We start from the raw sequence: 19,479 nt of genomic DNA on the forward strand, positions 1-19,479 counted from the left end.
TGCGCTTGATCAAACTCAAGCCATGTCAGTCGGCCGGAACGCCTTGCTTCCAGCGCGACCAGTGCCTGGTCATTTCCCGCAGCACCGGCTGTGCGGTCAGCAGCAGGTTGGCGGTGGACGGCTCAAAGCCGCCTTGCTGCGCGTAGTTCACCAGCACGTCGCTGTTGCTCTGGCCCGGATGCGGCCGGTCGACGTCGGACGCAGAACGCAGGATCAGCACCCGGCCGAAATCCACCTTGCCTGCCGCCTGGCCGCGGCGCAGCACTTCCAGCGTGGCGTTGTCCTCCTGCTGCGAGGTGCAGTAGCGCGCCTTGCCGCCGGTGAGCAGGGCGGACCATTCCTCGGCACGGCGGCCCAGCGTTTCGCCGGCATACCAGGTGTCGCCGGAGACGGTGTCGCAGCGCGTGACGGCTGGCGGCTGGTTGGCCGGCGCGGTGGTGAAGCTGGCGCGGTAGGCGTGCGCGGCGTCCGAATCGCTCAGCTTCACGTGCTGCGACAGCTTGTAGGCGCGGTCCACCAGCGCGGTATTCAGCTGGAATACCTCGGTGCGGTAGTCGAAGCGCGGCGGCTCGCCCGGCGCACTGGTGTGGATGCCGAAGTAGCCGTAAGCCCAGGCCTGCGGCATCTCGCGCGCGTCGATTTCGTGCGACAGCGAATAATCCACCGCGTAATCGGCCCACGCCGCCGTCGCCACCGTGCCGTGTTTGGGACTGATGCCGGCGATGCCGGCGATGATGAAGTAGGTATTGCGCAGGTCGAAACCGCTGGCGTAAAGCAGGGCGCTCATGCTGGCGGCGGCGTTGCTGTAGCCCATATCCGTGGTCAGCTGGCAGATCTGCTCGCGGTTGCACTGCACATCCGGATAGCGCGCCGACAGGCCCGGCACCTTGTGCTTCTCGGTCAGCTTCAGGCCTTTGACGAAGGGCGCGGCCTCGGCGCCGAACATATTGACGATCATGACCTTGGGCGCGTAGGCCGGCGCGGCCTTGCGTGCAAGGATGGCTGGCGCGGCGCCGTCCGGCCAGTGCCTGAGGATATCCTGCACCAGCGGATTGCCCGCGATGTACAGGTTTTGCAGCGCCGGCGGATAGCCGCCCGACTGTGCGTGCAGCGATTCCAGCGCCGTCATGCCCGGCGGCTGGCGGTCGAAGTTGGAGGCCGTGCGCAGCACCGCCACGCGCTGGACGTCGAGCATGCCGGCCTCGGCGCCGCGTTTCAGCGCCGTGTAGGTGGCATTGTCTTCCTGCGCGACGATGCAGTATTTGCCCTGGTTGGCCGTCAGCTGGCCGAACCAGTCGCGTGCGCGTTGGCCCAGCAGTTCGCCGTGATACCAGGTGTTGCCGGTCATGGTGTCGCATTGCGTCACCTGCGGCGGCTGGTTGGCCGGAGAGGAAGGGTAGCGGGCGCGGTAGCTGCGTGCCTGCTCGGAATCGGCCAGCACGGCGTCGCGCGACAGGGCCAGCGCACGCCGCATCAGGTCTTCATTCAGCCGGTACATCTCGGAGCCGTAGTGCAGCGGCGGGACATCGGCCGGCGTCTTCATATTGATGCCGAGGTAGCCGGTGCTCCAGCCGTCGCCGCGTTCGCGCGCATCCAGCTCCCAGGCCAGGTCGGCGTCCACCAGGTAGCGCGACCAGGCGGCGGTGCCGGTGGTGCCCTGTGCCGGGTCGATGCCGCCGATGCCGGCCACCAGGAAATAGCTCGCGCGCAGATCGAACAGGCCGCTGTGTACCATCGCCGCCACGGATGCGGCGGCGTTGGCCTTGCCCATGTCGGTGGTCAGCTGACAGACGTCGTCGGCGTTGCAATGCACCACCGGGTAGCGCGGCGACAGGCCGGGCACCGCGATGGACTGTGTCAGCTGGAGCTTGTCATTCCAGATGTCAGCCTCTTTATCGAACATGCTGATGATCATGACCTTGACCGGCCGGGCGGGAGCCGCGGCGGCGGTGACGGCGACGCCTGCCAGCAGCAGGGCGGTGAGCAAACGATAGCGAGGCATGGGTTTTCCGGTGGATGGCGACAAGAAAGCCACATGCAATCCCTGTGCCAGCTACCGCGCGTTTGTCCAGGACGAACGGTTGGTGCACATCAAATACCAGTTTTTCTTTGCTCTCAAGTAAAATTGATAACACAGAGCCTTAAAGGATGAGCATGCAGCAAAGTATCCAGTCCAGTGTCGACGCCATCGAAGCCGAGCGCTTCCGCCAGTTCATCATGGGCGTGACCGACTACGCGATCTACATGCTGTCGCCCGAGGGTGTGGTGGTGACGTGGAATGCCGGCGCCCAGCGTTTCAAGGGCTATCACCCGGACGAGATCATCGGCCGCCACTTTTCCATGTTCTATACCGACGAGGACCGCGCCGCCGGCCGCCCGGTGCATGCCTTGCAGGTGGCGCGCACTGCCGGCAAGTTCGAGGATGAAGGCTGGCGCGTGCGCAAGGACGGCAGCCGCTTCTGGGCCAGCGTGGTGATCGATCCCATCGTCGATCCGCAGGGCGAACTGCTGGGATTTGCCAAGATCACGCGCGACATCACCGAACGCCGCGTCGCCGCCGAACAGCTCGAGCGCGCGCGCGAGGCGCTGTTCCAGTCGCAGAAACTGGAGGCCATCGGCAAACTCACCGGCGGCATCGCGCACGATTTCAACAACCTGCTGAATGTGATCATGAACGGGCTGGAACTGCTGCGCCTGTCGCGCGATCCGGCGGTGCACGCCAAGTCGGTCGACACCATGTCGCGCGCGGCCCAGCGCGGCGCTTCGCTGACACAGCAGTTGCTGGCCTTCGCGCGCCAGCAGCCCTTGCGGCAGGAGGCGCATGATGCGGGCCGCGTGATCCGCTCGTTCGAAGCCGTGCTGCGGCGGGCGCTGCCGGACGATATGCGGCTGCACCTGCAACTGGATTCAGACCTGCCGCAAGCGATGCTCGATCCGACCCAATTCGAGTCGGCGCTGCTCAATCTGGTCGTCAACGCGCGCGATGCGATGGAGGGCGTGGGCGAGGTCCAATTGGAATTGGCGGCGGTGACGCTGGCCGCCGCGGAAGTGGCGCAACTACCGGCCGGCCGCTATGTGCGGGTGGTTGTGCGCGACCAGGGCACGGGCATGACGCCGGAAGTGATGGCGCGCGCCGTCGAGCCGTTCTTCACCACCAAGGAAGTAGGCAAGGGCACCGGCCTGGGCCTGAGCCAGGTCTACGGCCTGATGCAGCAGTGCCACGGCATGCTGACGCTCGATTCGCATCCCGGCGAAGGCACGGCGGTGTCGATGTACTTCCCGGCGGTGGAGGGCGGAGATTTGGACGATGAGAACGCCGCCGCCGGCACCGAGCAGGTACTGCTGGTGGACGACCAGCCCGAGGTGCTCGAAACCGCCATCAGCCTGTTCAGCCACCTCGGCTACGAGGTGCTGGCGGCCGATAACGGCGAGCAGGCGCTGGAGACGCTGCGCTCGAATCCCGGCATCGCCATTTTGTTCAGCGATGTGGTCATGCCGGGCATGAGCGGCGTCGAGCTGGGCAAGGCCGCGCGACAGGAATTCCCCGACCTGAAAATCGTGCTGGCGTCGGGCTACGTCAAGACTGCGCTGCGCGACGAGATGCCGGACATCGGCAACTTCGAAATGATCGCCAAGCCTTACCGCCTGAGCGATCTGATCCGCACTTTGAAGGTGCTGTAGCGCTCTTGCTTATCCGTATTGGACGCGGCACGCGCCGCCGTCGTTGCTACGATGGCTCTTCGTTATCGAGGAGCGTTCATGCAAGCGCACATCCTGGTGGTTGGCGGCGCCGGCTACGTCGGTTCCCATATGGTCAAGCGGCTGCGGCATGCCCGCTATCAGCCGGTGGTGCTGGATAATCTGTCGCAGGGCCGGCGCGCGGCGGTTGCCGGCGTGCCGCTGGTGGTGGCGGACCTGCATGACGAAACGGCGCTGGACGTGCTGTTCCAGGCGTTCCCGATCCAGGCCGTGATGCACTTCGCCAGCTTTATCCAGGTGGGCGAATCGGTGCGCGACCCGTCGCGCTACTACGAAAACAACGTCGGCAATACGCTGGGCCTGCTCAAGCAGATGGCCCGGCACAAGGTGCGGCACTTTATCTTTTCCTCCACGGCCGCCATCTTCGGCAATCCGGAATACGTGCCGATCGATGAGCAGCATCCGCGCGCGCCGATCAACCCCTACGGCAAGTCCAAGCTGATGGTGGAGGAAATGCTGGACGATTTCGCGCAGGCCTACCGGCTGCACAGCTGCTGCCTGCGTTATTTCAACGCGGCCGGCGCCGATCCCGAGGCCGAACTGGGTGAGTGTCACGAGCCGGAAACGCATCTGATCCCGCTGGTATTGCAGGCGGCTGGCGGCCGGCGGCCATCGGTCACCATCTACGGCGACGACTATGCGACGCCGGACGGCACCTGCATCCGCGACTACATCCACGTGCAGGACCTGTGCGATGCCCACCTGCTGGCGCTGCGCAAGCTGGAGGCGGAGGGCGGCAGCCTGCGCTACAACCTCGGCAACGGCAATGGCTATTCGATCCGCGAAGTGATCGCCGCCGCCGAGCGCGTCACCGGACGGCAGATCGCGCAGCTCAAGGGACCGCGCCGCGACGGCGATCCGCCACGGCTGGTGGCCGATGCGGCGCGGGCGCGCAACGAGCTGGGCTGGCGTCCGCGCTTTGCCGATCTGGACACCATTATCCGTCACGCCTGGGCATGGGAGCAGCGGCGGCCGCATTGGGAGCTAGCATTTTGAATGTCTATGTGCGGTAGCGCACCCAGGCGCTTGCCCTTGTGCGGCAATATTTGTTTTTACCTGGATTTTTGACCATGCGGATACTGCAACAACGCCTGCTGCGAGGCGCCAATCTCTACAGCCGCTTTCCTTCTTTGCTGGCCGTGGTGGAATCGCCGCTGGACGAAGCCGGACCGCAGCTGGCCTATACATCACGCTTCCTGCAGCAAGCCTGCGGCGAGGCGGTGGAATTCGCACACGCCGAAGCGGTGGCCGGTGCGCCGACGCAATGGCGCGTCGTGGTGCAATATCAGCTGGAACACGTGGGCCAGGCGGCGCTGGTCGCCGCCGTGGAACTGATCTCCGCCACCGAGCGCGGTGAAGCGCCGGACGTGCCGGCGGCGGTGGCCTCGCTGCGCGCGCTGGCCGCGTCGATGCAGCTGTCCGACAGCGCGCGGACGATCGCGCGCGAAGCGGAGGCGATGGGCATTCCTGTGCAGCGCATCAGCGAGCATGCGGGCCTGATCCGGCTTGGCTGGGGCGCGCGCCAGTGGCGCTACGTCGACAGCGCCGGCGACGACAACCGCCTGCTGACCAACACGCTGCTGCACGACCGCCAGCTGATGCGCTCCCTGCTGATCGAGGCGCAACTGCCGGTGCCGTTCGAACACTTTGAACATCCGCAGCGCCAGCCTGGCGAGCGTTTGCGCGTGCAGGTGATGGACGGCGAGGCGCAGAACGCGCCGCCGGAAGCACGCCATATCAGTGAACGCGCCGCCGGTACGCTGGGCCTGGCCCATGCGCAGGTGGACCTGCTGCCCGGCCGGCGTGGTCCCACGGTGGATGCGGTGCTGGGCACCGCGCCGCCGAGCCACGACCAGCGCGTACTGCTGCGAGAACTGCGTGCGGCACCGGATCAGGCGCGCATTCCGGTCATCGGCATCACCGGCACCAACGGAAAAACCACCACCACGCTGATGATCGCCCATGCGGTACAGCTGGCAGGCTACCGCACCGGCTGCGCCAGCACCCAGGGCCTGGCGCTCGACGGCGAGGTGTACGCGCAGGGCGATTGCACCGGCTACTGGTCGCATCGCAGCATCCTGGCCTCGCCGCAGACCGAATTCGCGGTGCTGGAAACCGCGCGCGGCGGCCTGCTCAAGCGCGGGCTGGCGTATGACCGTTGCAGCGTCGGCGTGATGCTGAATGTCTCGGACGATCACCTGGGACTGGATGGCGTGGAGACGGTGGAACAGCTGGCGCGCGTCAAGTCGTTGGTGGTGACTTCCGCCGCCGTCGCCGTGCTGAATGCCGACGACGGGCACTGCGTGGCCATGCGCGCGCGGCTGGCGCCCGCTGCCCGCGCCATCTACTTTTCCATGAGACCGGACAACGCCGTGCTGCTGGCGCACCTGGCGCAGGGCGGCGACGCGGTCTGGCTGGACAACGACGTGATCATGCTGAGCCAGCGCCAGGTGCGTCAGCGCGTGATGCCGGCTGCGCATATTCCGGCCACCTGCGGCGGCCTGGCGCGCTACAACATCGCCAACAGCCTGGCGGCTGCGGCGGCGTTGTCGGCATCCGGATTCACGGTGGCGCAGATCAGCGCCGGGCTGGCCAGTTTCGAGTCCAACGCGGCCAACAATCCGCTGCGTTCCAATGTGTTCGAGCTGGGACCGATCAGCATCGTGCTCGATTATGCGCACAATCCGGCGGCCTACTCGGCGCTGGCGACGCTGGCGCGCGGGCTGGCGCAAGGGCAGGGGCAGAGCAAGGCCACAGGTCAGAATCCGGGCCGCGTGCTGGCCGTGGTCACATCGCCGGGCGACCGCCGCGACGCCGACCTGACGCGCACCGGCGCCACCTGTGCGATGCACTTCGATCAGCTGTTCGTGTATGAATCGGCCAGTCGTGGTCGCGTGGTGGGAGAAGCTGCTGAACTGATCAGCGCCGGCGCGCGTGCTGCCGGCGGTGCGGTCGTCTCGACGTATGTCGAGGCCGCGCCGGCGGTTCAGGCGGCGTATCGCGCCTGTCAGCCTGGCGACGTATTGGTATTCGCTTGCGGCACCGAGGTATCCACCCTGATTGAAGCGATACGCGAGATTGACGCGCCAGCCGCTGAACGGCTGGCGCAACAGGCGGCGCCTGCCGCCTGATGGTTGTTACACCAGCGTGGCGTCGATGCGCGCCGCGCTGACCGGGTCCACCGGACGCAGCGCATCCACCAGTTCCGACACCGACGATCCGCACGCATACACCAGCACATCGCCAGGTTGGCACTGTGCCAGGCCCAGACGCAGCGCCTGCGCCGGATCGGTTTCCATCAATACGCCGCCTTCGGTGCCGCGCGCCGACCGGGCCGCCGCCTGCATCATGGCGGCGCGTTCGCCGGGCGTGCGGCCCCGGTGCTCGCTTTCCCATTCGTAGACCACGGTGGTGTCGAAGCCGGCGCCGCAGATCTGGCCGATCTGCTGGAAGTCGCGCTCGCGGCGGTCGCCCGGCGATGTCACCACCGCCACGGTACGGCCGGTGGTCATGGCGCGTGCGGTGGCCGCCAGCGCTTCGAAGGCCGCCGGATTGTGGGCGAAATCGACGATCACGCGCACGCCGTTGACGTCGTACAGATTGGCGCGCATCGGGTTGTGGCGTGCATCGGATACAAAGCTGCGCAGGCCGGCGGCGATCGCACCGTTACCCAGGTCGCTGGCCATCAGCGCAGCCGCTGCCGCCAGACCGTTGGCGATATTGTGGCGCGCGCAGCCGCCCAGGGTGGACGGCATTTCGGCCGCGTCGAGCAGGTGATGCTGCTGGCCGGCGCCGTCGGACGCCATCAGCGCGCCGTCCTGCAACCAGGTGGCGCGGCCGCCGGCTTTCAGGTGTTGCAGCAGCGCCGGGTGGGTGGCGTCGCAGCTGAAGTAGATGCGTTCGACGTCTTCATCCAGCGTGTCGCCGACGGCGCGGCAACGCGCGTCTTCCGCATTCAGCACCACGGCGCCGCTGGCCGCCTGCAGCACCACGGCCTTGACGGCCGCCAGGTCTTCCAGCGTCTCCACGCCATCCAGGCCGATATGGTCTTCGCTGACGTTCAGCAGTACCGACACGTCGCAGCGGTCGAACGCCAGGCCGCGTTTCAGAATGCCGCCGCGCGCCGTTTCCAGCACCGCGAATTCAACGTCCGGCGCCGACAGCACGCTGCGCGCCGACCAGTAGCCGCTGCAATCGCCGCGTTTGATTTCCTGGCCGTTGACGAACACGCCTTCGCTGGTGGTGCAGCCGGTGGTGATGCCGGCCTGGCGCAGCGCATGTTCGATCATCAGCGTGGTGGTGGTCTTGCCGTTGGTGCCGGTGACGGCGATGACGGGAATTCGGCCGTCCTGGTTGCCGAACATCGATTCCACGATGGCGGCGCCGGCGTCGCGCGGCACGCCGGCGCTCGGGTATTCATGCATGCGGATGCCCGGCGCGGCGTTGATTTCGATGACGGCGCCATTGCGGCCGTTCAGCGGTACGCTGATGTCTTCGCACACGAGGTCAATGCCCGCCACGTCCAGCCCGATCTTCTGGGCGGCGCGCACGCACATGGCCAGCGTTTCCGGCGGCAGGCGGTCGGTGACGTCTTCCGCCGTGCCGCCGCTGGACAGGTTGGCGTTGCCGCGCATAAGCACACGGCGGCCCTCGACGGGAACGCTGTCGAAGCTCAGATCCTGTGTCGCCAGCGTGGTTTCGGCGTGGCCGTCCAGCGGAATGCGGGTCAGGATGTTGGTGTGGCCTTCGCCGCGTGCAGGGTTGCGGTTTTCCTGTTCCACCAGTTCGCGCACGGTGGAGACGCCGTCGCCCGTCACGGCGGCGGGACGGCGCAGCGCTGCCGCCACCACGCGTTCGCCAGCCACCAGGATGCGGTAGTCGTCGCCGGGAATATCGCGTTCAACGATGATGGTGCGGCCATGTTCGCGCGCGCGCTCGAACGCCAGCTTGACGTCGTCCGGCGTACCGCAGCGGGTGGAAACGCCGCGTCCATGGTTGCCGTCCAGCGGCTTGATGGTGACCAGGCCTTCCAGCTCGCGCGCGGCGCGCAGCGCCTGTTCCACCGTGCGCACGCTGACGCCTTCCGGTACCGGCACGCCGGCTTCCTGCAACAGCGCCTTGGTCAGCTGCTTGTCCGAGGCGATGCCGACCGCAATGTAGCCAGTGTCGCCGGTGATGGTGGCTTGCAGCCGTTTTTGCTGCGCGCCCCAGCCCAGCAGGAACATATTGGCGTCTTCGGTCAGGCGCTGGTAGGGAATGCCCTGGCGGATGGCGGCGCGCAGGATGGCGCCGGTGCTGGTGCCGATGGCGTGGTGTTCGGCGGTGTCGCGCAACGCGGCGACGCCGTTTTCAAGCTGCTGCGCCAGGTCCGGTGCGTTGGACGCGAGGCCGCGCACCAGCGACATCGCCAGGTCGCAGGCGTCGATGGCGACGTGTTCCAGTTCGAACGAGCTGACTACGCGGTAGTGGCCCGGCATGCCGCGCACTTCATGCGTGCGGCCCAGGTAGGTCGGCGTGCCGGCCAGGCATTGCAGTGCGATGGTCACATGTTCGACCACGTGCGCCAGGTTGGCGCCTTGATTGAGCGCCTGCACGAAGCCGCCGTACTGGCCCACCGAGCAGCGATGGTCGTACAGCGACGGCAGCAACGCCAGCAGGCGCTCGTTAAAGCCTGGCAGGGCGGCGGTGTCATGGTCGCGCAGCTCCTGCAGGTCGATCACGGTGAGCAGGCAAGGCTGGTTGGAATACAGATTCGGTCCGCGCAGTACGTGTTGTTTAACGATGTTCATGCTCTAAAGTCCTGTCAGTGAGATAGTGAATAAAGTCAGCCAGCGGGCCGGCATCGTCGGCGCTGGAAAATCGGGAGCCGGATGGCAGCAGGTGCAGCCGCACGTCCAGCATTTGCGGCACCGCGCCGGCCGCAACGTCGGCGATATTGGTTTCGGACTGGCGGCAATCGACGACGGTCACGCTGCCGTGCCCCGCCACTTCGATGCCGCCGCCCTGCACGATCAGCGCCGTGTCTTCATCGATGCCGGCGCCCAGCAGGAACGGGCTTTGCGCGATGGCGCTCAACAAGCGGTTCAGGCGGTGGCGTTGCGAAAAGTGCTGGTCGATGATGACGCGGCTGACGAAGCCCAGTCCCGCGCCAAGGCGCACCGCGCCTTTTTCCGGCGCCAGGTCTGCCCGGCCTTCGGCCAGCATGTGGGTGCACATGCCGGATGCGCCGGCGCTGGTGCCGGCGATGCAGGCGCCGTTGTCGCTGTAGGCGCGGCGCATGGCGCGTTCCAGCTGGGTGCCGCCGAGGAAAGTGACCAGGCGTTTCTGGTCGCCGCCGGTCATGAAGACGCCGCGCGCCTGCGCCACCTTGTGCGCCAGCATGTCGTCATCGGCTTCGGCACGGCTGCTGATGGAGACATGGGTGACGTTCTCCACGCCGAGGGCGGCGAAGGCGGTTTCGTACATCGCCCACACATCCTCGGGAACCTTGCTGGCGGCGGTGATGACGATGATCGGTTGGGTCACGCCGCCGGCCAGTGCGATAAATTTTTGCAAAACTTCCTTGTCATCGGTACGGTCTTCACCGCCGCCGATGATCATCAAACTGCCGGTATGGGTCATATGGTCAATCGATCAGTTGGCGGTACATGCGGGTGGCCATCAGTCCCAGCGGGCGGTGATGCTGGTCAGGCGTCATCAGCCCTTGCAGCAGCTGCATGGCGGCCTGCTTGCTGCCCAGCGTGGCGATTTTCTCTTCCAGCTGGCGCATGGGGCCGTCGTTGTTGTCGTCACTGTGGTGGCGCACGATGCCGCGCGGCGGGCCACGGCGCGGCGTGTGGTGCATGCCCAGCGTGTCCAGCGAGCGTTGACGGGCGCGGAAGCTGGCCACGCGCGGCGGGGTGACGATCCAGTCGCTCAGCACCTGCTGCTCGTAGGCGCTGAAGACGCCGAACATCTCGGCGCGCTCGCTCTGGATCAGGCGCCAGAAACGGCTGTTTTCCGGGGGCTGGCCGCGCTGTATCCAGCCGGCGGTTTCCAGCTCCGCCAGCATCTGCGGGATCTGCTGCGGATCGCTGAGCCATTCGTTGATGCTGCGGCCTGCCAGGCGGCAGTAGTTGGAGTGCATATTGCAGCCGGCATGGCTCTTGTCGGCCATGATGTCCACCAGTTCGGCGTGCAGGTCGAAGCCGTCGATGATCGAAGTGGTGCAGGCGCCCAGGTCGTTGAGGCGGTAGCCATCCTGCACGCGCTGCCACACGCTGGCGCTGTCGCCGAAGCGGTGCATCAGCTGCATCAGCGCCTGCACCGCCTTGTGGGCGTGGCCGGTGCTGCCGTTGTCGACGGTGATGTGCAGCGTGAAGTAGTAGGGATCGATGCCCAGCTCATTGAGCTCGTAGGCGGTGATCAGCAGGTGCAGCGGCAGTTGTTCGTAGCCGAGGTTGTAGCCGATGATCTCCGGCAGGAAGCGCTCGGCGTCATAGGCCAGGGCCAGCTGGATCGCGCCCTGTTCGAAGTAGGTGTCGGGAAGTTGCTGCCAGTCGTCGCAATCGTGCGCGGCCAGCAGTTTTTTGTAGAGCAGGACGTGGTTCTTTTCCGGCACGCCGTCGCCCAGTTCTTCCAGATAGGTCTGGATCAGCGGACGGAAGTCCGGATCGTCCCAGCGCGCCAGCATGCCGTACAGCCAGGCGCCGTCCACCAGCTTGGTGGGCGCGGCGTGCTTGAGGAAGTACAGGGCGTGCGCCTGGTTGCTGAAATAGCGGCGCGGCGCGCCATCGCGGCGGGCTTGCAGGTAGGCCTGGTATTCCATGCCGACCGTGAACGCGCGGCTGGCCACCCAGGGCGCCAGCTGTTCCGGATCGACCGGCAGGTCGTGATGCAGTTGGCGGGCTGCCTGCAGTCGCTGCACCAGGAAAACGCGGGCATTGGCCAGGGCGCCGGCGTCCGGCGGTCCTTCGTTGAGTGACCGGTACACCGCTGCGGCGCTGGTGGCGTCGACAGGGGCGGAAACGGCGTGCGCAAGCTGTAGCATGAGAGTCCCGATAATTGTGAAGAGTTCGTCTGACAATTATCGGGGGCGGTCGCCGTGCCCCACATCGGTGCGTCGCTTGTGTCGCTGTAAGAGTAGGCCCACAACCAGCGTAGGCCGAAGGCGTCAGCGCTGGTCGTCGGCTTCCAGATTGGTGCGGATCTGTTGCAACAGCGCTTGCAGTTGCGTCAACTGTTCTGCCGTCATGCCGTCCACCGCCGCGCCGGAGGCCTGCGCGCCCAGTTCGCGCAGGCTGTTGAAGATGTCCAGACCTTGCGCGCTGGGCTTCAGGCGCATGATGCGGCGGTCGGCGGCGTCGGCTTCCGCTTCCAGCAGCTGCTTGTCGCGCAGGCCTTTCAGCAGGCGCGCCAGCTGGGCCTTGTCGCGGCCCGAGTGGGCCACCAGGTCGCCCTGCGTGGCGCCGGGATGGCGCGCAAAGAAGCCCAGCGCCTTGTATTCCATGTGGGTCAGTTCGTGCGGATTGTCGCGCAGGCCGCGCAGCTGGCGCGCCCGGAACAAATGCATGATCGAGTGGATGGCGTCGAAAACCTGTTCCGATTGGTTGACTTTATTAACTTGTTTGGTCATAATAGGTGACATTATCAACTAAGGAGCAGCAGATGAGCAATCGAATTCAGCGTGTGCGGCATGAAATCAAACGGCGCGAGCTTGAAGTGATCAAGGTGCAGCAGCTCGCTCCGGACTATGTCAGCGTAACATTCAAAGGCGAGACCTTACACGATTTCGTCTCGGCTTCCTACGATGACCACATCAAATTCATGCTGAGCGACGAGGATCGCCGCGATTTCACGCCGCGCAGCTATGACAACGTTGCCGGCGAACTGACCATCGAATTCGCGCTGCACGCCACCGGCGCGGCATCGGATTGGGCGCGCCAGGCGGCGGTGGGGCAGACAGCGGTGATCGCCGGTCCGCGCGGCTCGATGATTATCCCGATGGACTACGCGTGGCACGTGCTGGCCGGCGACGCCACCGCGCTGCCAGCGATCCGCCGCCGTCTTGAGGAGTTGCCGAAGGACGCCAAGGTGCAGGTGCTGGTGGCGGCCGACAGCGCGACTTCGCTGTCGTTCCACAGCGAGGCGCAGGTCGCGCCGCAATTCTTCGACAGCCAGCAAGCGCTGCTGGCCGCCATTCGCGCGCTGCAACTGCCGGAAGGCGAAGGCTTCTTCTGGTTCGCCGGTGAGGCATCGGTGGCCGCGCAGGTGCGCGATACGGTGTTTGTCGACAAGGGCCACCCGCGCGAGGCGGCCCGCATCTCCGCATACTGGAAGCAGGGCGCTTCCGGCCACCACGAAGACCTGTAACGGTCAGAAGGTGTGCTTGATGCCGGTGATGATGCCGGTCTGGTTCAAGCCGGCGCCGACCGAGCCGCCGGCGCTGAGCGCCACCGCCGCCGCGCCGCTGTTGTTGATGCGGGCGGCGGCCACGTAGACGGCGCTGCGCTTGGACAGGTTGTAGATGCCGCGAATGATCACCTGGGCCGAGTCGTTGTTGGTGGCGCGGTAATCCAGCTTGGCCACCTGGCCGTCCAGCGTGAAGAACGGCGTGATGTTGTAGGCCGCGCCGATGTAAATCAGGTTGCTGCGCGGCTGCGTCGCCGAGCCTTGGTTGTTGCGGTTGATGATGCCGACGCCAAGCTTCCAGTCATCGCGTTTGAGGAAGGCGGCGATGTGCGCGCGGCTGTCGGTCTTGTCGCTGCTGTTCAATCCATTGGCCGCGCCGGCGCCGCCGTAGATGCGGTCGTAGGCGCTGATCAGCGCGTAGCCTGGCGCGTCGTAGCGCAGCAGCGCGGACCATTCGCGGCAGGCGATGGCGTCGGTCACGCTTTCGCCGGCGCAGCCGGTGCCTGCGGGGCCGCCGGCGGACGAGGTGTCGCGGCCCAGGCTATAGGTGCCGCCAAGCGTCACGCCGCTGAAGGTGCCGCGATAGGCGACCGAGTTGTCGCTGCGGCCGTTCGGAATGAACGAATCCAGCGAACCGAGGCCGTATTGCGACGGGCCGATGATGTCGACGTCATAGGTCGAGATGTTCAGCATATTGTAATTGCGGCCGAAGGTGACCTGGCCCCAGTTGCCCGATAATCCCACCCAGGCCTGGCGGCCGAACAGGCGGTTCTGGCCCAGCGTGCCGGTGTCCGGCGCGAAGCCGTTCTCCAGCTGGAAGATGGCTTTCATACCGCCGCCCAGATCCTCCGCACCACGGAAGCCGAGGCGCGACGGGAACATGCCGCCGCCCAGGCTCGGCATGCGGGTCAGGCTGTTGCCGGCGGCGTCGGCGTTGTTGTAGTACTCGACGGCGGCGTCGATGATGCCGTACATGGTGACGTTGCTTTGCGCTTGCGCGCCGCTGGCGGCAAAGGCGGCGGCTGCGATGATGAGGGATTTTTTCATTGTGTGTCTCCGTTCTGTTTTGTATAGTCGTGTCGGGATAGCCGCCTCCGTGTGGAGGCGGTTCTCAAGGGGTGGTTAGTTTATTTTTTGTCCCAGGCCGCGCTGGAACCTACCGAGTACAGCGCGCCCGGTGCGTTGCGGGTCTTCTGGAAGTCCTCCAGCGACTGCCCGCGCATGGCGGCGTAGATGTGCAGGTTGGATACGCCCACCACTGCGCCCAGCTTCTCCAGCAGGAAGAAGATCACGCCGTACTGGATCATGCCGCGCCAGTCGCGGCGGGCGATCAGGTCGCGTTCCTGCGGCGTCAAGCCGGCCGCGTCGAAGGTCGCTTCCGGCGCTTCCTTGAACTGCGTGCGGAAGGCCGGATCGATCAGCTGGTGCAGGTACTTGTTGATGCGGTAGGTGCGCACGCTGGTCTCCAGCGTGAACGGGTAGGTGCCCGGCAGGTCTTCAACGCCCTTGGTCTGATGGCCGATGTGAGCGCGGTGCGCTTCGATCGCCGCCGCATTGAGCGCCTTGTCGGTGGAGGCGGCGTTTTCGTACAGCGCCACGGCGATACCGGTCATCGATGGCAGGTAGTACTCGCGGTGCACGCAGTGCAGCCTGCTCGACATGGCGCCGCGCATGGCCATCCACATCACTACTTCCGCGCTTTCCCAGCCGCCCAGCCTGGCGTAGTCGGCATGCGTCATGTTGAGCAGCGTTTCCGGATCGTTCTCGAACAGGTCGAGGAACTGGTGGTCCCACGGCGTGTTGTTGAAGCCCGCGCGCTCGCCATGCACCTGGTGTGACAGGCCGCCGGTGGCGACCAGCACCACGTTCAGGTCTTCCGGATAGCTTTCGATGGCGCGGCGCAGGCCTTGTCCCAGCTTGAAGCAGCGCCGCGCCGGCGGCACCGGGAATTGCAGCACGCCGATCTGCAGCGGCACGATCTTGCCCGGCCATTCCTGCTCGTGCGGCCACAGGATGGACAGCGGCGAGAAGCAGCCATGGTCCAGCCCTTTCTCCTGGAAGAACGACATGTCGAATTCGTCCGCCATCAGCGACTGGCCGATGTGGCGCGCCAGGCCCGCGTGGCCGGCGATCGGCGGCAGGTTGCGCGCGCCGCCGCCTTCATCGGCCGCCTTGTAGCTGTCGCCGATCCCCAGCGAGAACGCCGAGTAGTGGTCGAAGAAGAACGAGGTCACGTGGTCGTTGTAGATGACGAGCATGACGTCGGGCTTTTTCTCCGCCAGCCATTGCTGCACCGGTTCATAGGCTTTGAAGATGGGCGCCCAGGCAGCGTCGTGCTGCTTGTTGGCGTCCAGCGCGAAGCCGATGGTCGGAGTGTGGGACGAGGCGATGGCGCCGATGATGTTGGCCATGATGATTCCTAAGCTTTCGCTACAACGGCGCGTTGGCCGAGTTTATTAATGACGATGAAGATGGCCGCCAGCGTTGCCGGTCCCGCCAGGATGGCGATCACCGCGCTGAAGCCCCAGCCCATCGACAGCAGCACGCCGCCGGCGAAGGAACCGAAGATGCTGCCAAAGCGGCCCATGCCCTGCATCCAGCTGACGCCAGTGGCACGCACCACGGTCGGGTAGCACGACGGGGCGTAGGCATTCAGGCCGGTCTGGGCGCCGCTCATGCAGAATCCCGCCAGCAGCACGAACACCGAGAACAAGGACGATTCTACGCTTCCCGAGGCCAGGCACAGGATGAAGATGGCGCCGCCCAGATAGGCCGCGGAAATCACCTTGTTCGGCGATACGCGGTCCATGAAGTAGCCGACCAGCAGCGCGCCGACGGTGCCGCCCAGCTGGAACAGCGCGGTGATGTTGGCGGCGCGTTCGATCGGCAGGCCGGCATCCTTGATCATGGTCGGCAGCCAGCCGCTCAGCAGGTAGATCACCAGCAGGCCCATGAAGTAGGTGCCCCACAGCGACAGCGTGGTGGCGCGATAAGCGGAAGACAACAGCACTTTGCCTGGCTGCGAGCCGGTCACCTGCGGTTCGCTGATGGTGAACTGAGTGTTTTCCGGCACGTCGCCGCCAACCACGCGGCGCAGCGTGCGGCCGATGCGCTCGGCCGGGAACTTGCGGACTACCAGGAAACGCACCGATTCCGGCACCAGCAGCAGGTAGACCGGCAGGCAAAGCAGCGGCACCGCGCCGCCGGCGATCAGCACCGCGCGCCAGCCGTGGTGCGGCAGGATCGCCGCCGCGCCGAAGCCGACCAGCGCCGAGCCGAGATTAAAGCCGGTGAACATGATGGCGATCAGCGTCGAGCGCGAACGCTCCGGCACGTATTCCGACAGCAGGGTGGTGGTGTTCGGCATGGCCGCGCCGAGACCGAGGCCGGTCAGGAAGCGCAGCAGCGACAAGGTGGTGACGTCCTGCGCGAAGCCGCTGATGATGGTGAAGGCGCCGAACCAGGCGACGGAAGTCATCAGCAGTTTCTTGCGGCCGAAGCGGTCCGACATCGGGCCGACCAGAATGGCGCCGATGGCCAGGCCGATGGGGGCTGCGCTCATCACGACGCCAAACGCGGCGCGCGAGATGCCCCATTCCCTGGTGATGTCCGGTGCGAGGAAGCCCATGATGGCGACATCCATGCCGTCGGTGGCGACGATCAGGAAGCAGAGAGCGAGCAGCAGCCATTGGCGGCCGCTCATCTTCCTGCTGTTGATGTGGGCCCGGACGTCGAGCGTATGTCCTATATTCATTAAGTCTCCTGTCTTGGTTCTGGTTTTATGTAAAGAGGTGTTAAGGCAGATGAAGCTGCCATCGCCGCTGTAACACAATCGCAGTGTACGTATTGACAGGAGGGAGAGTATTGCTTTTGCTTGCCGGACCGTTTCAATCTGCTTATCGCCAGCGCGCGCTGATGGCTTCGATTTCAGCCAGCAGGGCATACGCGCCAGGAGATAAATGAGCATTTTTACGGGTGGTGATGCCGATGCTGCGTTCCATGCCGGGCATCTCGAATGGCAGCACGACGAGTTGGCTGGTTTGCACTTCGTGGTGCAGCTGGTGCGCCGACAAGACCGTCAGCATATCGCTGGAGACCAGCAGGCCGCGCAGCAGCGCCAGGTCGCCGGTTTCCACGGCGGGCGAGGGCGGTTGCTGGCCCTGGCGATTGAAGAACTGCACCAGCGATTCGCGTAACGGCGTACCGCTGCGCGACAGTACCCAGCGGTAACCGGCGAGATCTTGCAGCGTCAGCTTCTTGCGCTGCGTGAGCGGATGGCCGGTACGCGCCACCAGCGCCGCCTTGTCCTCGAACAGCGAGCGCGATTCGAACACGTCGGCCGAGCTGGCGCGCTGGGCGCCGACGATGAAATCGATGCGGCCGCTCAGCAGGCTGGCAGTCAGTTCCTCATACGGGCTTTCCAGCGAGCGGATGTGCAGTTGCGGATGACGCTTGAGCACCGAGGCGATCGCCGTCGGCAGCAGCTGCGACCGCGCCAGCGGCAGCGCGCCGATGGTGACCACGCCCAGCACCACGCCGGCCAGCGCGGCGATGTCTTCCGGGATGTGGCGCAGTTCCGACAGCACGCGTTCGAACGATTCGGTCCAGCGGCGGCCGGCGTCGGTGGGCATCATGCCGTGGGCGGTGCGCAGGAACAGCGGCTGGCCCAGCATGTCCTCCAGCCTGGCGATGGCCTGGCTGACCGCCGACTGTGATACGCCCATCACGTGCGCCACGCTGGGCATGTGGTGCATCTCGGCCAACAGCGTGGCGGCTTGCAGGCGGCGTTCATTGAGCAGCGCTTCGATGCCGCCGACCTTGGCGCCATTGCGGTCGCGCAGGCGCACGGCTTCCTCGCGTACCGCGTGCAGCTCGGCCTCGATGCGGTCGGCGCGCTTGCGCACTTCTTCGCCGGCGGCGGTGAGCAGCATGCCGCGCCCCTTGCGCTCGAACAGCTGGGCGTCCAGGCTTTCCTCCAGCGAGGCGACCGAGCGCGCCACGGCGGACGATGCGCGGAACAGGCTTTCCGACGAGCGGCGGATGCCACCGCTGGCGGCGACGGCGTTAAACGCGTGGAGGTGGCGCAGGCTGACCAGGAACATGGTGATTAAAAAGTAGGCGTAATAAGCAGATTAGAACAAATCAGCGTCCACAACGCAACCATGGAAACGGTGCCGGCACAGATACTGGCGGCATTCACACAGCGTATTCGTCCGTCACCATGAGCCAACATCCAGTATCCGACCAGCGCGCAGTTCCTTGTATGTTGATGCGTGGCGGCACATCGCGCGGGCCGTTCTTCCTGGAATCCGATCTACCCGTCGATACGGCGGCGCGCGACCGGCTGCTGCTGGCGGCCATGGGTTCGCCCGATCCGCGTCAGATCGATGGCCTGGGCGGCGCCCATCCGCTGACCAGCAAAGTCGGCATCGTCCGCCGCAGTACCACGCCCGGCGTCGACCTGGACTTCCTGTTCGCGCAGCTGCAACCGAATAACGACACGGTGGATGTCACGCCCAACTGCGGCAATATGCTGGCCGCCGTGCTGCCGTTCGCGCTGGAGCGCGGTCTGCTGCCGGTGGCGCAGGGCGTTACCACCGCGCGCATTCTGACGCTGAACACCGGCATGCAGTGCGATGTGACCGTGCAGACGCCGGGCGGACAACTGCAATACAGCGGCGACGCCCGCATCGACGGCGTGCCCGGCACCGCCGCGCCGATCAGCATCAACTTTCTGGACACCGCCGGTTCCGTGTGCCCATCGCTGCTGCCCTCCGGCCGCGCGCTGGACAGCATCGCCGTCGCCGACACGCAGATCGAGGCCACGCTGATCGACAACGGCATGCCGATGGTGCTAGTGCGCGCCGCCGATTTCGGCATCACCGGCTATGAGCCTGCCGCCGAACTGACCGCCAACGACGCGCTACGCGCCCGGCTCGAAGCGCTGCGCCTGGCCGTCGGTCCGCTGATGGGCCTGGGCGATGTCGCCGCGAAAAACTATCCGAAGATGTGCCTGATCTCCGCGCCGCGCGACGGCGGCGCGCTCAACACGCGCTGTTTCATCCCGCACGTTTGCCACGACTCCATCGGCGTGCTGGCCGCAGTGACGGTGGCCACCGCCTGCGTGCTGCCGGGCGCCATCGCTGAAGGCATTGCTGTCGCACCGGACTGCGACGTGAAAACGCTATCGATCGAACATCCCACCGGCGAATTCAGCGTCGAACTGGAAACCGACCAATCCGGGCAGGTGACGCGCGCCGCTTTGCTGCGTACCGCCCGTCCCATCATGCGGGGCGAAGTGCTCGTCCCCGCGCATCTCTGAAAAGGATC

14 protein-coding genes and 1 pseudogene are annotated in these 19,479 nt (G+C 65.9%); 5 read left to right on the forward strand and 10 right to left on the reverse strand.

Going from position 1 to position 19,479, the window contains the following annotated elements:
- Positions 1-25: 25 nt before the first annotated feature.
- Together GJ695_RS10780 and GJ695_RS30045 are read right to left on the reverse strand one after the other, a co-directional pair.
- Positions 26-958, reverse strand: coding sequence for a purine-nucleoside phosphorylase (locus GJ695_RS10780; protein ID WP_267874260.1), 933 nt, complete (start codon positions 956-958; stop codon positions 26-28).
- A 63-nt stretch (positions 959-1,021) separates the two neighbouring features.
- Positions 1,022-2,002, reverse strand: a pseudogene (locus GJ695_RS30045) (purine-nucleoside phosphorylase); the annotation flags it as partial.
- Between the two features lie 152 nt (positions 2,003-2,154).
- On the opposite strand from GJ695_RS30045, the gene GJ695_RS10785 reads away from it, so the two are divergent.
- From GJ695_RS10785 to GJ695_RS10795, 3 genes are all read left to right on the forward strand, one after another.
- A complete protein-coding gene (locus GJ695_RS10785) occupies positions 2,155-3,681 on the forward strand; it encodes a PAS domain-containing hybrid sensor histidine kinase/response regulator family protein (RefSeq protein ID WP_154364539.1) in 1,527 nt (508 codons plus the stop codon).
- A 78-nt stretch (positions 3,682-3,759) separates the two neighbouring features.
- The gene (galE, locus tag GJ695_RS10790; RefSeq protein WP_154364541.1) at positions 3,760-4,755 is read left to right on the forward strand and encodes a UDP-glucose 4-epimerase GalE; all 996 of its coding nucleotides are present in this window, start codon (positions 3,760-3,762) and stop codon (positions 4,753-4,755) included.
- Positions 4,756-4,829: 74 nt separating this feature from the next.
- Entirely contained in the window at positions 4,830-6,890 is a 2,061-nt protein-coding gene (locus GJ695_RS10795; RefSeq protein WP_154364542.1) for a Mur ligase family protein, read from the forward strand.
- Positions 6,891-6,896: 6 nt separating this feature from the next.
- Here GJ695_RS10795 and cphA read toward each other — a convergent pair whose 3' ends face one another.
- The 4 genes from cphA to GJ695_RS10815 form a co-directional block, all read right to left on the reverse strand.
- Positions 6,897-9,548 carry a cyanophycin synthetase gene (gene cphA / locus GJ695_RS10800; RefSeq protein WP_154364544.1) on the reverse strand — a complete coding sequence of 884 codons (2,652 nt, stop codon included), beginning with the start codon at positions 9,546-9,548 and terminating at the stop codon, positions 6,897-6,899.
- Positions 9,535-10,380 carry a cyanophycinase gene (locus GJ695_RS10805; protein WP_229260550.1) on the reverse strand — a complete coding sequence of 282 codons (846 nt, stop codon included), beginning with the start codon at positions 10,378-10,380 and terminating at the stop codon, positions 9,535-9,537. The genes cphA and GJ695_RS10805 overlap by 14 nt, the downstream gene beginning before the upstream one ends.
- A 4-nt stretch (positions 10,381-10,384) precedes the next feature.
- On the reverse strand, positions 10,385-11,788 hold the full coding sequence (locus GJ695_RS10810) for an iron-containing redox enzyme family protein (RefSeq protein ID WP_154364546.1): 1,404 nt from the start codon (positions 11,786-11,788) through the stop codon (positions 10,385-10,387).
- Between the two features lie 123 nt (positions 11,789-11,911).
- Entirely contained in the window at positions 11,912-12,373 is a 462-nt protein-coding gene (locus GJ695_RS10815; protein WP_166455247.1) for a MarR family winged helix-turn-helix transcriptional regulator, read from the reverse strand.
- Between the two features lie 32 nt (positions 12,374-12,405).
- Between GJ695_RS10815 and GJ695_RS10820 the strand changes: the two genes are divergently transcribed.
- Positions 12,406-13,110, forward strand: coding sequence for a siderophore-interacting protein (locus GJ695_RS10820; protein WP_154364548.1), 705 nt, complete (start codon positions 12,406-12,408; stop codon positions 13,108-13,110).
- 3 nt (positions 13,111-13,113) lie between these two features.
- Here the strand turns inward: GJ695_RS10820 and GJ695_RS10825 are convergent, their stop codons facing one another.
- From GJ695_RS10825 to GJ695_RS10840, 4 genes are all read right to left on the reverse strand, one after another.
- Positions 13,114-14,196 carry a porin gene (locus tag GJ695_RS10825; RefSeq protein WP_154364550.1) on the reverse strand — a complete coding sequence of 361 codons (1,083 nt, stop codon included), beginning with the start codon at positions 14,194-14,196 and terminating at the stop codon, positions 13,114-13,116.
- A gap of 80 nt (positions 14,197-14,276) precedes the next feature.
- The gene (locus GJ695_RS10830; protein WP_154364551.1) at positions 14,277-15,560 is read right to left on the reverse strand and encodes a gallate dioxygenase; all 1,284 of its coding nucleotides are present in this window, start codon (positions 15,558-15,560) and stop codon (positions 14,277-14,279) included.
- Between the two features lie 8 nt (positions 15,561-15,568).
- Positions 15,569-16,903 (reverse strand): MFS transporter, encoded by a 1,335-nt coding sequence (locus GJ695_RS10835; RefSeq protein WP_154364553.1) that lies wholly within the window; start codon positions 16,901-16,903, stop codon positions 15,569-15,571.
- A 142-nt stretch (positions 16,904-17,045) separates the two neighbouring features.
- On the reverse strand, positions 17,046-18,251 hold the full coding sequence (locus tag GJ695_RS10840) for a LysR family transcriptional regulator (protein WP_154364555.1): 1,206 nt from the start codon (positions 18,249-18,251) through the stop codon (positions 17,046-17,048).
- Positions 18,252-18,412: 161 nt separating this feature from the next.
- On the opposite strand from GJ695_RS10840, the gene GJ695_RS10845 reads away from it, so the two are divergent.
- Positions 18,413-19,471: a 4-oxalomesaconate tautomerase gene (locus GJ695_RS10845; RefSeq protein ID WP_267874258.1), complete on the forward strand. Its 1,059-nt coding sequence runs from the start codon at positions 18,413-18,415 to the stop codon at positions 19,469-19,471.
- Positions 19,472-19,479 lie beyond the last annotated feature (8 nt).

The organism is Duganella alba, from assembly GCF_009674495.1.
GTDB lineage: Bacteria > Pseudomonadota > Gammaproteobacteria > Burkholderiales > Burkholderiaceae_D > Rugamonas > Rugamonas alba.

Bases quoted from the DNA above. Each gene is read 5' to 3' on its own strand.
- GJ695_RS10780 (WP_267874260.1), bottom strand. From the start codon at position 958: ATGATCGTCAATATGTTCGGCGCCGAGGCCGCGCCCTTCGTCAAAGGC.
- GJ695_RS10785 (WP_154364539.1), top strand. From the start codon at position 2,155: ATGCAGCAAAGTATCCAGTCCAGTGTCGACGCCATCGAAGCCGAGCGC.
- galE (WP_154364541.1), top strand. From the start codon at position 3,760: ATGCAAGCGCACATCCTGGTGGTTGGCGGCGCCGGCTACGTCGGTTCC.
- GJ695_RS10795 (WP_154364542.1), top strand. From the start codon at position 4,830: ATGCGGATACTGCAACAACGCCTGCTGCGAGGCGCCAATCTCTACAGC.
- cphA (WP_154364544.1), bottom strand. From the start codon at position 9,548: ATGAACATCGTTAAACAACACGTACTGCGCGGACCGAATCTGTATTCC.
- GJ695_RS10805 (WP_229260550.1), bottom strand. From the start codon at position 10,380: ATGACCCATACCGGCAGTTTGATGATCATCGGCGGCGGTGAAGACCGT.
- GJ695_RS10810 (WP_154364546.1), bottom strand. From the start codon at position 11,788: ATGCTACAGCTTGCGCACGCCGTTTCCGCCCCTGTCGACGCCACCAGC.
- GJ695_RS10815 (WP_166455247.1), bottom strand. From the start codon at position 12,373: ATGACCAAACAAGTTAATAAAGTCAACCAATCGGAACAGGTTTTCGAC.
- GJ695_RS10820 (WP_154364548.1), top strand. From the start codon at position 12,406: ATGAGCAATCGAATTCAGCGTGTGCGGCATGAAATCAAACGGCGCGAG.
- GJ695_RS10825 (WP_154364550.1), bottom strand. From the start codon at position 14,196: ATGAAAAAATCCCTCATCATCGCAGCCGCCGCCTTTGCCGCCAGCGGC.
- GJ695_RS10830 (WP_154364551.1), bottom strand. From the start codon at position 15,560: ATGGCCAACATCATCGGCGCCATCGCCTCGTCCCACACTCCGACCATC.
- GJ695_RS10835 (WP_154364553.1), bottom strand. From the start codon at position 16,903: ATGAATATAGGACATACGCTCGACGTCCGGGCCCACATCAACAGCAGG.
- GJ695_RS10840 (WP_154364555.1), bottom strand. From the start codon at position 18,251: ATGTTCCTGGTCAGCCTGCGCCACCTCCACGCGTTTAACGCCGTCGCC.
- GJ695_RS10845 (WP_267874258.1), top strand. From the start codon at position 18,413: ATGTTGATGCGTGGCGGCACATCGCGCGGGCCGTTCTTCCTGGAATCC.